The sequence below is a fragment of the Streptomyces sp. NPDC059456 genome (assembly GCF_042750055.1).
Taxonomy (GTDB): Bacteria; Actinomycetota; Actinomycetes; order Streptomycetales; family Streptomycetaceae; genus Streptomyces.
In genome coordinates this window covers 1-12,467 of record NZ_JBHYVA010000197.1, presented here as the reverse complement: position 1 = coordinate 12,467, position 12,467 = coordinate 1, and the positions used below count along the sequence as shown (strand labels likewise).

Sequence of the window (12,467 nt, the reverse complement as noted above, 5' to 3'; positions counted from 1 at the left end):
TGACACAGCCACCGCGGGGGGGCGGTTTTGGGGCCCCACACTGGGGCTTTTCCGCGTCAGCTCAGCGCAGCTCGACCGGCGGCGTGCGCTTCGCGTCCACCTTCTCCGTGCGCACCAGCTCGCCCCACACGACGTAGCGGAACTTCGAGGTGTACACCGGCGTACAGGTCGTGAGCGTGATGAACCGGCCCGGCGCGGTCCGGCCCGACTCCTTCGGGACCGCGGAGATCACGTCCACGTCGTACTTCGACGTCTGGCGCAGCTCCGCGAACACCTTGTAGACGTACCAGGTGTCCCGGGTCTCGAAGACGACCGCGTCGCCGTCCTTCACCTTGTCGATGTTGTGGAACTTCGCGCCGTGCCCGTCCCGGTGCGCCGCCAGGGAGAAGTTCCCCGACGCCTCCCACGGCAGGGCCGCCTTCACGGGGTCCGTGTAGTACCCGGCGACGCCGTCGTTGAGGACGTCCGGCGCCGTGCCCTTCTTGACCAGGACCTCGCCGTTCTTCATCGCCGGCACGTGCAGGAATCCGATGCCGCCACGGGTGTCCAGCGCCCCCGGCGCCTCGGGCGCGTTCGTCCCCGGGTCGGCCTGCCACTGCCGGCGGACCTCGTCGCCGCGCGCCGACGCCTGCCGGTCGGCGAGCACGTTCGTCCACCACAGCGAGTACGCGACGAACAGGCCCAGGACCAGGCCCACGGTGATCAGGAACTCGCCCAGCAGGCTCAGGAACCCGGCGAGCACACTGCGGCTCTGGGGCGACGGCGCGGCACGTGACACTGCTTGTTCGTCCTTACGGGCTGGTCAGCGCGGGCGGAGCACCCTGGCTGCGGGGGCGTTCGTCGGTCATCCTGCCCCATACGATCATCCGGTAGGTGCTCGTGAACTCCGGGGTGCAGGTCGTCAGCGTGATGTACCGGCCGGGGGCGGTGAAGCCCGAGCCCTCCGGCACCGGTTTGATCACCGACACGTTCGTGGGCGGCGTCTGCGCCAGCGACGAGGTGATCTCGTAGGTGTAGTAGGCGTCCTGCGTCTCGACCACGACGGGATCCCCGGGCACCAGCCGGTTGATGTAGCGGAACGGTTCGCCATGGGTGTTGCGGTGGCCCGCCAGCGCGAAGTTGCCCTGCTTGTCGGCCGGCATCGCCGTCTTCAGCGCGCCGTCCCCGTAGTGCCCGACCATCCCCTTGTCGAGCACCTTCGGCTTGCTGATCCCCTCCGCCACCGGCACCTTCACGTCCAGCTTCGGGATGTGGAGGATCGCGAAGCCCTGACCCGGCTCGAACGCCGAGACGGGCGGGGCGGCGGCGCCCCCGCTCCGCTCCCAGCCGTGCCGCAGCGATCCCGCGGCCCCGTTCGCCGTCCGCTCCGCCAGCACGTTCGTGTACCAGAGCTGGTAGGCGACGAACAGCAGCATCACCACGCCCAGCGTGATGAACAGCTCCCCGGCGAGCCGGCTCGCGACGACCACCGGGCCTCCCGACGCGGGCCGCCGGCGCCGACGACCGCCGCCCCGCCTCCGCGTGCGCTTCGCGGCCTCCTGAGCCGCCCTGCGGCGCGCGGCCCGGCCCTCCGTGGGCGCGGACGGCGCGACCGCGGTCACGCGACGGCCTTGCCCACCACCGGGGCCAGCCCCACCGAGCGCTCGACGGCTCCCGCGTCCCCACAGCGCACCAGCCAGTTCGCGAGCATCCGGTGACCGTGCTCGGTCAGCACCGACTCGGGGTGGAACTGCACGCCCTCGACGTCGTGCTCCCGGTGCCGCAGCCCCATGATGATCCCGTCCTCGGTGCGCGCGGTGACCTCCAGCACGTCCGGCAGGTTCTGCGGCTCGGCCGCGAGCGAGTGGTAGCGGGTCGCGGTGAACGGCGACGGCAGCCCCGCGAAGACGCCGAGGCCCTCGTGCACGACCGGCGAGGTCTTCCCGTGCAGCAGCTCGGGCGCCCGGTCGACGACGCCGCCGTACGCCACGGCCATGGACTGCATGCCCAGGCACACCCCGAAGACCGGGACCCCGGTGTCGGCGCAGTGGCGGACCATGTCGACGCAGACGCCGGCCTGCTCCGGGGTGCCGGGTCCCGGCGACAGCAGTACGCCGTCGAACCCGTCCTGCGCGTGGGCGAGTTCGACCTCGTCGTTGCGCAGCACCTCGCACTCGGCGCCGAGCTGGTACAGGTACTGGACCAGGTTGAAGACAAAGCTGTCGTAGTTGTCGACAACCAGAATGCGCGCGCTCACGGAGTGGCTCCCGATCCCTCGTCCACCGTTACGTCGTTGAACGGCAGGAGCGGCTCGGCCCACGGGAAGACGTACTGGAACAGCACGAAGACCACCGCGAGGACCAGTACGAGAGAGATCAGCGCGCGCACCCACGCGTTGCCCGGCAGATGCCGCCAGATCCAGCCGTACATGCCGTCTGCTTCCTTTGTCCGTCCACGATCGACCCACGCACCGCGGGGGCGGTACGCGAACAGACTAAAGCCACCGGCCGTGGCGGGTGGGTCAGCTCGGCAAACCCTCCGGCCGGCCCTGCGCGACCGTCCGGGTCGCGGTCAGCTCCGCCCACACGACCAGCCGGTGGCTGTGGCCCCACTCCGGATCGCAGGTCGTCAGCGTCAGGTAGCGGCCGGGCGCGGTGAACGACGACCCGTGCGGCACGGGGTCGACCACCGCGACGTCGGTGGGCACGGTCCGCAGCGGCCCGCCCCGGACCGTGTACGTGTACCAGGTCGTCGCGTCCTTGAGGATCACGGCGTCGCCGGGGCGCAGCTCGGGGAAGTCCTTGAAGGGGTCGCCGTACGTCCGCCGGTGCCCGGCCACCGCGAAGTTCCCGGTGGCGCCGAGGCGGGCCGTGCCGGCGTAATGGCCGAGGCCCTTCTTGAGCAGGTCCGTGCCGGTGCCCTCCAGGACCGGCTTGTTCCAGTCCGGGCCGAAGCGCGGGACGTACATCTCGGCGAAGGCCCGGCCCGGCGGGTAGGCGGCTTCCCCCTGCGCCGGCGGTGCGGGGACGGGCTGCGGCGCGGCGGCCGGTGCGGCGCCCGGCGCGGCGGCCGGGGCCGCGGCCCAGCGCTCGCGCATGCGGGCCATCTCCCCGTCCATGGCGCGGTCGGCCCGGACCCCGGTCCACAGCAGTACGTACGCGACGAACAGCACGATCAGCGTGCCCGCCGTCAGGCAGACCTCGCTGAACGTCCGCACCACCAGGCGCAGTACGACGTCACGGCGTACTGGTCGCGGAGGTGGCATCCAGCGGCTTCGCATAGTGGAGGTCCACTGTGCCGGAGTAGCCGGGGAGTGTCAGCTCCTTGTGCTCGTCCACTTTCCAGCCGAGCCCGTACGCCGTCACGTACAGCTGGTAGTTCTGCAGGGCCGGGGAGGCCGCGAGGGCCTTGCGCAGCGCGGCCGGGTCGCCGACCGCCGACACCTTGTACGGGGGCGAGTAGACGCGGCCCTGGAGGATCAGCGTGTTGCCGACGCAGCGCACGGCGCTGGTGGAGATCAGCCTCTGGTCCATGACCTGGATGCCCTGGGCGCCGCCCTGCCACAGCGCGTTCACCACGGCCTGGAGGTCCTGCTGGTGGATCACCAGGTCGTTGGGCTGCGGCTCGGGCACGTTGGGGATGCGGGCGGTGGCGTTCGGCGGGGCGTCGTTCAGGGTGACGGTGAGCCCCTTGCCGGACAGCGGCTCGGTGCCGGAGGCGACCCGCAGGGCGGCCAGCTTGGCGTCCTCGGCCTTGGTGCTGCCGTCGTCGCGTTCGGCGAGGGCGTCCACCCGGCCGCGGACGGCGGCGGTGCTCTGTTCGAGCAGCGCGTTGTTCTGGCTGCGCTCGTGGATCAGGTCGGAGAGCTTGAGGAGCGAGGCGTCCGTCCGGATGTTCGTACCCTTGGACGTGTTGAAACTGGTGACGAAGATGAGGCCGGCCAGGGCGAAAACGGCGGCCGTCAGGAGCCGGACCGGTCTGGCCCGGCGACGGGGACCCGCGGAGGAGTCGTCGGAATTGCTCAACGTACCCTTCTCCTTCAACGCCACAGGTCCACTACGCTAACGGACGCCCGGGGCAGGCAAGGTCCCCAGCGCATCGACAGGAGAGCCCCTCGTGCCGAAGTCACGTATCCGCAAGAAGGACGACTACACGCCGCCGCCGGCGAAGCAGGCGCAGCAGATCAGGCTGGGGAGCCGCGGCTGGGTCGCCCCGGTCATGCTGGCGTTCTTCCTGATCGGTCTCGCGTGGATCGTCGTCTTCTACGTGACCGAGACCCAGTTGCCCATCGAGGCGCTGGGCAACTGGAACATCGTGGTCGGATTCGGCTTCATCGCGGCGGGCTTCGGCGTGTCCACGCAGTGGAAGTAGCCGGGCCCGGATCGACCGCCGGAAAGCACAGTCGCACCGGGTCCGACAAGCTCTCCCCATGAGTTATCCACAGCGTCATCCACACCTGAGGAAAAGACAGAAGATCTGTGGATAACTCTGTGGAGTGTTGACGCCGGTGTGATCAGGTGAGTTCGGCCGTGCGGACCAGGACCACCGCCGCTGCCAGCAGGAACACCGCCGCGCAGGTCCCCCACTGGACCAGCGCGCGCTTCCTGCCGGCGGCCGGTCCCACCATGCCCAGACCGACCAGCAGGCCGGTCACCAGGCCGCCGATGTGGGCCTGCCAGGACACGGACAGGCTGCCGCCGAAGGGCACGAAGGTCAGCACCAGCATGAGCACGACCATGGTGATCACCGGCCGCATCTCGTAGCGCAGTCGGCGCACCAGGACGACGGTGGCGCCGAGCAGTCCGAAGATCGCGCCGGAGGCGCCGAGGGTCGGGGTGTTCGGCGCGGTCAGCAGATAGACGAGGGCGCTTCCGCCCAGACCCGACAGCAGGAACACGGCGAGGTAGCGGACCCGGCCCAGGGCCGCCTCCAGCGGGCCGCCGATCACCCACAGGGCCAGCATGTTGCCCCCGATGTGCCACCACTCCGCGTGCAGGAACACCGAGGTCAGCAGCCGGTGGTACTGACCGGTGGAGACCCCCTCGACGGGACCGCCGAAGTATTCGACGTACCGCCCCAGCAGCTCCAGCTGCACGACGACGGCCGGCGCGAGCAGCCCCACCAGGAACACCGCCGCGTTGATCCCGATGAGGATCTTGGTGACGAGGTGGGGATCGGCGGCGACCGCGCCGCCCGCGACGGTGCGCGGTACGTTCGCCGCCGGGCGGTGGCCCGTACCGGAGCCGTCACGGACGCAGTCGGGGCACTGGAAGCCGACGGAGGCGCTGATCATGCACTCGGGACAGATGGGGCGCTCGCAGCGCGTGCAGCGGATGCCCGTGTCGCGGTCCGGGTGGCGGTAGCAGCCCGGCAGACGGTCGGTGTCCATCGGTCCCCTCGATCAGCGGCGGGGCACGGCCTGCACCCCGCCGGTCCGGTGTGCCCCGTCGGTTCGTACGCATGCAGGACGGACGGGCGGGGAGGAAAGGTTCCCGGGGTCAGCGCCTCTCGACGACGACGGACCGGATGATCACGTCGTCGAGGGGGCGCTCGGTGCGCGGGTTCGTGGGCATGGCGGCGATGTCGTCCACGATCTTCTGGCCGGCCTTGCCGGTGACCTCGCCGAAGATGGTGTGCTTGCGGGTCAGCCAGGCGGTGGGGGCCACGGTGATGAAGAACTGCGATCCGTTGGTGCCCGGGCCGGCGTTGGCCATGGCGAGCAGGTACGGCTTGGTGAAGGCCAGGTCGGGGTGGAACTCGTCGGCGAACTGGTAGCCCGGGCCGCCGGTGCCGTTGCCGAGCGGGTCGCCGCCCTGGATCATGAAGCCGCTGATGACGCGGTGGAAGACGGTGCCGTCGTACAGCGGATCGGTGGTCTTCTGGCCGTCCGTGGGACGGGTCCACTCGCGGGCACCCGTGGCCAGCTCCACGAAATTGCGGACCGTCTTCGGCGCGAAGTTCTCCAGCAGCTCGATCTCGATGTCGCCGTGATTGGTCTTCAGGGTGGCGTAGAGCTTCTCGGCCACGGATCTGCCTTCCATAGTCATCACTGTCGGTTCCAGATCCTCCCACGGAGGGCCGCACGGCACGGAAATCCTCCACCCGTATGCCCTGTCGCGCATGCCGCTCGACGGTATGGCAGGCATGATCCGACAAAGGGTGGAAAGGTGAACTGTGTCCGCCACCGAGGAGGAGGATCCTGTGACCCGCAAGGACAGCGTGCACCTGGCCGCCGAGAGCGCCAGGGACACGGTGAAGCACGCAGCGGAAGCGGTGGCGCCGTACGCAGCAACCGCCAGGGAAGCCGCTGTGCACTATGCGACCGAGGCGAACGAGCGGCTGGCGCCGAAGGTGTCGTACGCGACCGCGGAGGCGGCCCGGCAGGCCCGCACGGCGTACGACTGCCACGTGCACCCGCGGATGAAGGCGGCGCGCGCGCACGTGCCCCCGAACGTGGACCGGGCGGCGACGATGGCGGTGGAACACACCCGCCGGGCGGCGCGGCAGGCGGCCGACTACACGCAGCCGAAGCTGGAGAGCGCGCTGGCGGCGGCCCAGCCGGTGGCCGAGGAGGCCGCGTCCCGGTCGACGGCGGCCCTGGCGGCGCTGCGCGGCCAGGTGTCGGCCAAGGAAGTGCAGCGGCTGGTGAAGCGCCACGAGCGGCGGGCGCACTGCGGGCGGGCGTTCAAGGTCGTCGCGGTGGTCGGCGTACTGGCCGTCGGCGCGTACATGGCGTGGCGGTGGTGGGACCAGCAGTCCAACCCGGACTGGCTCGTCGAGCCGCCGGCCGCCACGGAGCTGTCGCGGGAAGGCCAGCCGGCGAGCTTCGACGACGAGCTGGCGGCGAAGGAGCGCGAGTCCTCCTCCGGTCCGTCGGACGAGGAGCAGCGCTGACCCCGTACCGGCCTCGGGGTACGGCCACACCCGGGTACGGCTCAACCCGTCCGAGGCGGCCCGCCTGCGCGGATGGGCGGCCGTGTGCGGGGTCCCGGAGAGCACCGCCCTGCACGCCGCCTGGGCGCTCCAACTGCACCGCGCGGCCGCGGCGACCGGCCGGGGCCCCGTCCCCGGCCCCGTCGCGTTCGGGGTGACCGTCTCCGGCCGCGGCATCCTGCTCGACGGCGCGGACCGGCTCCCCGGGCCGCTCGGCAACCCGCTCCCGCTGTCCGTGGAGGTGGACCCGGCGGCCCCGCTGACCCGGCTGCTGAGCGACCTGCGGGACCGTGCGCTGGGCCTGTCCGCGTACGAGTGGGTCTCCGCCGGACAGATCGGCCGCCGGGCCGGGCGCCCCGCACGGCCGCCGCTCACCGAAACGCTCCTCACCTTCGACCGGCCGCCCGCCGCCCCCGGGCCCGACGGCGCCGACGACCCGCTGGACGAGGAACTGGCCGCCTCCGACGTGCGCGCGGCCCCGCCGGACACCGTCGAGGCGTACACCGGACTGCCGTTCGCCCTCACCGCCCGCCACGACCGGGCGGGCGCCCTCGTGCTGACCGCCGACAGCGACCGGGCCCGCCTGAGCGACGCCGAAGCGGCCCGGATCCTCGGCCAGACCGCCCTGCTGCTGCGCGGGCTCCCGGCGGCCGACCCCGCCGCGACCACCGTCGCCGACGCACTCGCGCTGCTCGACGGCCTGCCCGTACCGGATGCGGTGGCCGTACCGTACGAACCCGCGCCCGCGCTGGTCACCCTGCGTCCCGCCGCGCACCCCGGCGCCGGGACGGTGCTGCTCGTACCGCCGCCGCAGGCCCCGGACGACTGCTACGCGGCCGTGGCCCGGGCCCACCGGGGCCCGCAGGCGCTGGTCACCCTCGACGCGCCGGCCGGTGCCACGGCCTGCCTGGCGGCGCTGCGGCCCCTGCTCGCCGCGGCCGAACCGCTGCTGCTGGGCTGCTTCTCCGGCGGCGGAGCCGTCGCGTACGAGGTGGCGGAGCGCATCGGCGCCCACGGCTGGCGGGCCCCGCTGGTGTCGATCGGCGGCACCGCCGACGGAAGCCGGGCCTCGGCCCGCGACCTCGCCCGCGCCCTCTCCGCGGCCACCCGCAAGGAGTCCTCGTAGGCCGTCCCGCCCACGGCGCCGGTGCACCCGTACGGGTGGCCGGTGCGCGCGTCCCGGAGGGGATCTGCCAGGGTGGAGGGCCATGCGGACCTGCAGGGTCCGGTGAACGCGAGAGGGGAACTTCATGACCGAGGCCGAACTCAGGGCACTGTTCGACGAGATCGACACGAACGGCGACGGGCGGATCAGCATCGTCGAACTGGCCGAGGGGTTCAAGGCCGAGGGCGGCCGGGGGCACCTCGCGGAAGAGGTCAGGAAGGCCATGGCGGCCGACGCGAACGGCGACGGCGTCCTCGACTTCGAAGAGTTCAAGACCCTGCTGAAGTAGCGGCGTCCCGGACGGCCCCCGTTCGGTCCCGGCAAGGGTCCGAACGGGGGCCGACGTGTCCGCGGCGCGGCCCGCGGCCCGCGGCGCGCTACGCGCGGGCGCGGCGGGGGCGGGGGCGGGGGCGCAGGGAAAGGGCCGTCAGGAGGGCCGCTCCCGCGAAGACCGCACCCGCAGTGAAGCCCGCGGACATCGTGGCGGAGAAGCCGGCGCGTCCCGAGGACGCCGTGACCATCAGGGCGATGCACAGGGAACCGCCCACCGACTGGAGGGCGTTGAGCACGGAGGCCGCCGAGCCCAGCTCCTCGGGGCGCAGACCCGACGTGGCGAGCACCGTCGGCGGGATCACGCAGAACGCCATGCCCGCGCCCAGCAGGACCAGTGCCGGCAGCACCCCCGTCGGGTAGGCGCCGTCGGGGCCGAGGACGGACAGCCACAGGTTCTCGACGACCAGGGCGGCCGTGCCGGTCGCCATCGTCGCCTTCGGGCCGATCGCCCGCTCCACCCGGACGGCCACACCGGCCGTCGCGGCCATCGTCACCGGCACCGGCAGCAGACCGAACGCCGCCTCCAGCGGGGACCAGCCGTGGTGCTGCTGGAAGGACTGGCTCAGGAAGAAGTACGCCCCGATCAGCGCGCCGGGCAGGACCAGCATGCTCGCGAAGGCCAGGGCACGGTCGCGGTCCCGGAAGAGCCCGAGGCGGACGATCGGCTCGGCGGCCCGCCGCTGCGTGCCGACGAACACGGACAGCAGGAGCAGGCCGGCGAGCAGGGGACCCGCGACGAGGGCGTCGGTCCAGGGGTGCTCGGCCGCCTGGGACAGCCCGTACACGAGCGAGGCGGCGCCCAGCGCGGACAGCAGCGCACCGCGCAGGTCGAAGCGGCCCCGGATCCGCTCGGTCTCCGCGATCACCCGCGGCGCGAGCAGGACGACGGCCAGGCCCATGGGGACGTTGAGGAGCAGCACCCAGCGCCAGGAGCCCGCCGAGGTCAGCGCGCCCGCCAGCAGCAGGCCGCCGGCGGTGGAGGCCGCGCCCACGGCGGTGCAGACTGCGATGGCCCGCTTGCGGGCCGGCCCCTCGGCGAACGTGCTCAGCATCAGCACGAACCCGTTGGCCGCGGCGAACGCGGCGCCGGCGCCCTCGACGGCCCGTACGGCGATCAGCAGTTCACCGGACGGGACCACCGACCGGACCGCGGCGGCGGCCGTGAACAGCGCCACGCCCGCGACGAAGACCCGGCGCCGCCCGAGGATGTCGCCGGCCCGGCCGCCGAGCAGCAGCAAGCCGCCGAACGCCAGCAGGTAGGCGCCGATCACCCAGGACGCGGCGAGCGCGGACAGCCCCAGATCGGCGCGGATGCCGGGCAGGGCGATGTTCATGATGGGGTCGTCGAGCTGGATCATCGCGTTGCAGCCCGCGACGACCGCGAGCGCGAGCGCTCGCCGCGCGGGGCGCGGGGCGGACGCGGCCGCCGCCGGCGGCGGGGTCGCCGTCCCGGCCGCCGCCGCGGCGGGGCGCTCGGTTACGGACGCGGACATGCGCTGCCTCCCGTGGTGCACTCGGAATCCCGTTGAGGTGGAGTCCTCACGCTCCCAAGGGCCGCTGGAGAAGCGCTGCAGTGTGCACCGAGGGAGCGGGGACGGGTGCGCGCGGGGACCGGTTGGCGAGGACCGGTCCAGGACGGGGCCCGCGCCGCGGCCGGTGCGCAGGCCACAGGGGTGGTCCGGGTCCCGGCCGGGGTGCCGGCCGTAAGGGCGGCCCAGGTCTCGGCCGGGGTCTCGGCCGGCACGTCGGCCTGCGCCGCGGCCGGTGCGTCGGCCGGTGCGCCCGCCTGCACGTCGGCCGATGCGGCCGCCGGGTATGTCGGCTGCAGGGTGGTCCGGGGCCCGGCCGGAACGGGGGCTGGTGTGGCCGGTTACGCGTCGGCTGCAGGGTGGTGCGGGGCCCGGCCGGAACGGGGGCCGGTGTGGCCGGTTACGCGTCGGCTGCAGGGTGGTGCGGGGCCCGGCCGGAACGGGGGCTGGTGTGGCCGGTTACGCGTCGGCCGGTGCGGTGGCCGGCTGCTGCGTCGGGGCGGATTCGCGGCGGTCGGCCGTTCGGCGGGCCCAGGCCACGGACGGGCCGATGGCCGCCGTGCCGGCCAGGAAGACGGCGCCCATCGCCAGCCAGCCCAGCGAGTCGTCGACGGACACCAGGAACGACACCACGGCCGGGCCCAGCGTGGCCTGGACGACCACGTGCAGGTGGAAGGCGCCCAGGTATTCGCCCCGGTTCGCGTCGGGCGCCAGGCCGAAGCCCAGCCCGAACCCGCTGGCGGACTGCCACAGTTCGGCCGCGGTGAACATCAGGACGGCCACGATCGCGGCCACACCGGTGAGCCACGCCCCGGTCCAGCCGGCCACCGCGAGCGCCGCACAGGCCGCCACGCTGACCAGGCCGGCCTTGCGGGCCGCGCCGACGGCCCCGTCCAGCGTGTCCGCGCCCCTGGCCGCGGCGACCTGGCACAGCACCACCAGCACCGTGTTCACCGCGAGGATCAACGGCACCACGCCGCGCGGCAGGTCGGTGGTCCGCACGATCCACAGCGGGATGCCGACCAGCAGGACCGCGCTGTGCAGGGCCAGCAGGCTGGACGCGCCGATCACGCTCAGGAACGGCCGGTCGCGCAGCACCTTGAAGTGCCCGCCGCCGCCCGTGTTCGGCCGGGCCTGCGACGCGGGCAGCCGCAGCACCAGCGCCGCGGCCGCCAGGAACGTCAGGCCGTTGCCGAGAGGCAGCAGCTCCAGCCAGCCGCCGCCCAGCCCGATCAGGGCGGCCGAGGCCACGGCGCCCGCCGAGAAGCCGACGTTGAACAGGGACCGCAGCGCCGCCCGGGCGGTGACCCGCTCGGCCTCCGGCACCAGGTCCATGATCAGCGCGCCGAAGGCGGGCCCGCAGCCGAACTCCAGCGCCCCGATGGCGATCACCACCGGGAAGAACGTCCAGGCCGACCCGACCAGCGGGTACAGCACGTACAGCCCGGCCAGCAGCGTGAGCAGCACGGCCAGCATCCGCCGGGCCCCGAACCGGTCGGCGACCCGGCCCAGCAGGATGCTGGAGACGAACCCGCTGAACCCGGCGAGCGACAGGCCGAGGCCCACCGTCGTGACGGGCAGCCCCGCGACGACGACGAAGTACACCGCCGAGCCCGCCATGAACAGGCCGCTGCCCAGGCTGTCCACGAAGTGCAGGGCGCCCAGGGTCCGCGCCGGGCCCCGCAAGGAGGCGAAATTGCCCTGGAGGAAGGATTTCAGCACGGCAGGTCCGATCGTCGCATGCGGTCAGGAGGGGGAGGGGAGGGAGCGCACCGGCGGCAGCCCCTCGGCCGGTGCGGGCGCCACCAGCACACCGGTGAGGCCGGGCTCCAGCAGGTACGTACGGGCCGCGCGCGCCACGTCCGCGGCGGACAGCGCGCGCACCCGTTCCTCGTAGCCGGCGAGCCACTGCGGGGACAGGCCGCTGACCAGCGTCCCGGCGAACACCGAGGCCAGCCCCGAACGGGAGGAGCAGGCCATCGCCATCGAGCCCACCGTGAAGTTCTGCGCGCCGAGCAGCTCGCCGGCGCCGAAGGCCCCGGCCGCCAGCCGCTCCAGCTCCTCGTCGATCAGGGCGAGGGCCCGTGCGGCGCCGTCGGGCCGCACATCGGCCTCCAGGGTGAACGCGGCCGAGCCGCCCAGCGGGTCGAGGACCGCGCGCGGGGCGTACGAGAGCCCCTCGCGCTCGCGCAGCACCGCGGTCAGCCGGCTGCCGAAGTAGCCGCCGAGCATGAGCACGGCCACCTGGAGCGCCGGATAGTCCGGGTGGACCCGGCCCGGCACGTGCCCGCCCAGCCGGATCAGCGTCTGCGGCACACCGGGGGAGACCAGGGTGGCCGTGCCGCCCGCCGGGCGGCCGTGCGGCGCGGCGGCGGCCCGCGGGACGAGCCGCGGCGGGGCGGGCAGCAGGGGGCGCGCCGCGTCGAGGAGTCCGCCGGCCGGTCCGCGCCCGACGACCACGGCCCGCCGCGCCGTGACCGGGGCCCCGGCCAGCAGGGCGGTGAGGGCCTCGGCGGTCACCCCGGGCA

Annotated in this window: 15 protein-coding genes; 4 read left to right on the top strand and 11 right to left on the bottom strand. The window is 73.5% G+C overall.

From position 1 onward, the window contains the following. Window positions 1-61 precede the first annotated feature (61 nt). The 6 genes from ACFXA3_RS19015 to ACFXA3_RS18990 form a co-directional block, all read right to left on the bottom strand. Entirely contained in the window at window positions 62-778 is a 717-nt protein-coding gene (locus tag ACFXA3_RS19015; RefSeq protein WP_385188150.1) for a class E sortase, read from the bottom strand. Window positions 779-791: 13 nt separating this feature from the next. After that, window positions 792-1,469 carry a class E sortase gene (locus ACFXA3_RS19010; protein WP_385188149.1) on the bottom strand — a complete coding sequence of 226 codons (678 nt, stop codon included), beginning with the start codon at window positions 1,467-1,469 and terminating at the stop codon, window positions 792-794. A 128-nt stretch (window positions 1,470-1,597) separates the two neighbouring features. Further along, window positions 1,598-2,236 carry an aminodeoxychorismate/anthranilate synthase component II gene (locus ACFXA3_RS19005; RefSeq protein WP_385188148.1) on the bottom strand — a complete coding sequence of 213 codons (639 nt, stop codon included), beginning with the start codon at window positions 2,234-2,236 and terminating at the stop codon, window positions 1,598-1,600. Next, window positions 2,233-2,409 (bottom strand): hypothetical protein, encoded by a 177-nt coding sequence (locus ACFXA3_RS19000; RefSeq protein WP_030011120.1) that lies wholly within the window; start codon window positions 2,407-2,409, stop codon window positions 2,233-2,235. The genes ACFXA3_RS19005 and ACFXA3_RS19000 overlap by 4 nt, the downstream gene beginning before the upstream one ends. 91 nt (window positions 2,410-2,500) lie before the next feature. Continuing rightward, the gene (locus tag ACFXA3_RS18995) at window positions 2,501-3,244 is read right to left on the bottom strand and encodes a class E sortase (protein ID WP_385188146.1); all 744 of its coding nucleotides are present in this window, start codon (window positions 3,242-3,244) and stop codon (window positions 2,501-2,503) included. Then, window positions 3,216-4,004: a DUF881 domain-containing protein gene (locus tag ACFXA3_RS18990; RefSeq protein WP_385188145.1), complete on the bottom strand. Its 789-nt coding sequence runs from the start codon at window positions 4,002-4,004 to the stop codon at window positions 3,216-3,218. Before ACFXA3_RS18990 ends, ACFXA3_RS18995 begins: the two co-directional genes overlap by 29 nt. 91 nt (window positions 4,005-4,095) lie before the next feature. Between ACFXA3_RS18990 and crgA the strand changes: the two genes are divergently transcribed. Then, window positions 4,096-4,350, top strand: a complete 255-nt coding sequence (gene crgA, locus ACFXA3_RS18985) for a cell division protein CrgA (RefSeq protein WP_030857683.1) — start codon at window positions 4,096-4,098, stop codon at window positions 4,348-4,350. Window positions 4,351-4,492: 142 nt separating this feature from the next. Here the strand turns inward: crgA and ACFXA3_RS18980 are convergent, their stop codons facing one another. Both ACFXA3_RS18980 and ACFXA3_RS18975 read right to left on the bottom strand, forming a co-directional pair. Continuing rightward, complete coding sequence (locus tag ACFXA3_RS18980; protein ID WP_385188143.1) at window positions 4,493-5,368, bottom strand: rhomboid family intramembrane serine protease; 876 nt, start codon at window positions 5,366-5,368, stop codon at window positions 4,493-4,495. Window positions 5,369-5,477: 109 nt separating this feature from the next. Further along, window positions 5,478-6,005, bottom strand: coding sequence for a peptidylprolyl isomerase (locus ACFXA3_RS18975; RefSeq protein ID WP_385188152.1), 528 nt, complete (start codon window positions 6,003-6,005; stop codon window positions 5,478-5,480). Window positions 6,006-6,180: 175 nt separating this feature from the next. Between ACFXA3_RS18975 and ACFXA3_RS18970 the strand changes: the two genes are divergently transcribed. The 3 genes from ACFXA3_RS18970 (at window position 6,181) to ACFXA3_RS18960 (ending at window position 8,366) form a co-directional block, all read left to right on the top strand. Next, on the top strand, window positions 6,181-6,873 hold the full coding sequence (locus tag ACFXA3_RS18970; protein ID WP_385188142.1) for a DUF5324 family protein: 693 nt from the start codon (window positions 6,181-6,183) through the stop codon (window positions 6,871-6,873). An 82-nt stretch (window positions 6,874-6,955) separates the two neighbouring features. Next, a complete protein-coding gene (locus tag ACFXA3_RS18965) occupies window positions 6,956-8,038 on the top strand; it encodes a hypothetical protein (RefSeq protein WP_385188140.1) in 1,083 nt (360 codons plus the stop codon). A gap of 124 nt (window positions 8,039-8,162) precedes the next feature. Beyond that, a complete protein-coding gene (locus ACFXA3_RS18960) occupies window positions 8,163-8,366 on the top strand; it encodes an EF-hand domain-containing protein (protein WP_385188139.1) in 204 nt (67 codons plus the stop codon). Window positions 8,367-8,454: 88 nt separating this feature from the next. Here ACFXA3_RS18960 and ACFXA3_RS18955 read toward each other — a convergent pair whose 3' ends face one another. From ACFXA3_RS18955 to ACFXA3_RS18945, 3 genes are all read right to left on the bottom strand, one after another. After that, window positions 8,455-9,903, bottom strand: a complete 1,449-nt coding sequence (locus ACFXA3_RS18955) for an MFS transporter (protein ID WP_385188137.1) — start codon at window positions 9,901-9,903, stop codon at window positions 8,455-8,457. A gap of 495 nt (window positions 9,904-10,398) precedes the next feature. Continuing rightward, entirely contained in the window at window positions 10,399-11,661 is a 1,263-nt protein-coding gene (locus tag ACFXA3_RS18950; RefSeq protein WP_385188135.1) for an MFS transporter, read from the bottom strand. Window positions 11,662-11,685: 24 nt separating this feature from the next. Then, window positions 11,686-12,467, bottom strand: a 782-nt coding sequence (locus ACFXA3_RS18945) for a M16 family metallopeptidase (protein ID WP_385188133.1), incomplete at its 5' end; no start/stop codon positions are given.